Source organism: Archangium sp., from assembly GCF_036389735.1.
Classification (GTDB): domain Bacteria; phylum Myxococcota; class Myxococcia; order Myxococcales; family Myxococcaceae; genus Archangium.
Genome location: NZ_DASVWK010000574.1, coordinates 1 through 1,857, shown reverse-complemented (window position 1 = coordinate 1,857; position 1,857 = coordinate 1). Strand labels below are relative to the sequence as shown.

Sequence of the window (1,857 nt, the reverse complement as noted above, 5' to 3'; positions counted from 1 at the left end):
CGGCGAGGGCGGGCCCCCGATGAAACCCGCCGGCGTCGTCAGGTAGCGCCAGGAGAGCATTGACAGCACCCCGAACAGGATGAGCGCCGTTGCCAGCGCGGCCCGCTATCGCGCCGACGAGGTCAGGCGCGAGCGCAGGAGCGCTTCCGGTCCGACCTCCCCCAGCGGCAGCGAGACGACGAGCCAGACCAGTGTGGCCCCGAGCCAGACGGTCGCGAACAGACCCAACCGCTCCGCCTGATTGAGCAAGGTGAATTTCGACAACACCCAGAGGCTCGTCTTCGTCGACGCCTTCCTCGACGCGCACCGCCGTCCGCTACGTGAGGTGGTGCTGGACCTGGACGCGACCGACGACCCCATCCACGGCACGCAGGAAGGCCGCTTCTTCCACGGCTACTACGGCAATTACTGCTACCTGCCGCTCTACATCTTCCGGAGACTTCCTGCTGTGCGCGAAGCTGCGGACCTTCGGCATCGACGCGTCGGAGGGCGCACTGGAGGAGGTTGAGCGCATTGTGGCCCGCATTCGCGCGCGCTGGCCCGCCACACGCATCGTGCTGCGTGCGGACTCTGGCTTCGCGAGAAATTGCCTCATGACGTGGTGCGAAGACAACGGCGTCGACTTCGTCTTCGGCCTGGCCCGCAACAAGCGGCTGGAGGAGATGATTGCGGCGGACTCACAGCTGGTGCGCAAGGTGTCGCTGGAGGAACGCGATGGAGCACCGACACGTGCCTACCGCGAGCTGCGCTACCGGACTCAGGACTCCTGGACTCGGGAGCGCCGCGTGGTGGCCAAGGCGGAGTGGCTGGGCGACAAGCACAACCCGCGCTTCGTCGTGACGTCCTTGTCCGACAAGGAGCACCCCGCGCGCTCGCTCTACGAGGAGCTCTACTGCGCGCGCGGCGACATGGAGAACCGGATAAAAGAGCAGCAGTTGGACCTCTTCGCCGACCGCACCAGCGCCCACACCCTGCGCGCCAACCAACTGCGCCTGTGGTTTGCCTCCGTGGCCTACGTGCTGCTCAACCTGCTGCGGCACTTCGGCCTGAAAGGCACGGAACTCGAGCGCGCGCAGGCGGGCACCCCCCGGCTCAAGCTGCTGAAGGTCGCCGCCATTGTCCGCGTGAGCGTCCGCCGCGTCGTCCTGTCCCTGAACGCTGCCGCCCCGGTGCGAGACCTCTTCGCGCGCATCGCCGAGCAGTTGCTCTCCGTCCCCGCGCCCTCCTGACGTCCGCAGCTCTTTGACAACCTCGCGCCGGTCCGACTCCGGCTGGAGAGGGCGGAGCTTTGCCCGTTACCGGAGCCAGAACCGACGCGAGGCCAGGCGCGCGGCCACCAGCAGACTACGCCGCGACACCAGCCCTATGTCCGTGCCCGGTGTGACAAATCCGGTCTAGGCTGAAGGAGTCGTCGCAATCCTGGCATCTTTCGGCAGATCGAGAATAAAACTCGTGCCTTCGTTCGGTAGGCTACGGACTTTCACTATTCCCCGATGGGCCTCAGTGATCCCCCGAACCAGGGTCAGCCCTAGACCCCAACCCTGCCTAGTTCCCGCCGCTGCCGACTCTGCCCGGCGAAACAAATCAAAAAGAAACTCTAGGTCCTTCTGATCGATGGGTGAACCCTCATTATGGACCTTGATGAAAACCCTATCTTGTATCTCTTGTATGTCAGTAGTGACGTCGCCGTTTGGATCGCCATACTTGATCGCATTAGTCAAAAGATTCTCAATAACTCTCTTCATGCCCTGACGATCCCAGAAGCCGACCAAGGAAGCCGGGGCGTTGAGTCGGAACCGATCACCATGCACGGTCGCAAGCTCCTCGCACGCCATCTGCACATCTTTCGCAAGATCG

At 64.0% G+C, this 1,857-nt stretch carries 2 protein-coding genes and 1 pseudogene; 1 reads left to right on the top strand and 2 read right to left on the bottom strand.

Annotation, left to right across the window (positions count from 1 at the left end):
- Nucleotides 1–105 precede the first annotated feature (105 nt).
- Nucleotides 106–267, bottom strand: coding sequence for a hypothetical protein (locus tag VF794_RS20110; protein WP_331112795.1), 162 nt, complete (start codon nucleotides 265–267; stop codon nucleotides 106–108).
- A 10-nt stretch (nucleotides 268–277) separates the two neighbouring features.
- Between VF794_RS20110 and VF794_RS20105 the strand changes: the two are divergent.
- A pseudogene (locus VF794_RS20105) lies at nucleotides 278–1,229 on the top strand (IS1380 family transposase); the annotation flags it as partial.
- A gap of 165 nt (nucleotides 1,230–1,394) precedes the next feature.
- On the opposite strand, the gene VF794_RS20100 reads toward VF794_RS20105, so the two are convergent.
- On the bottom strand, nucleotides 1,395–1,857 hold a 463-nt coding region (locus VF794_RS20100), incomplete at its 5' end, for a HAMP domain-containing sensor histidine kinase (RefSeq protein ID WP_331112793.1).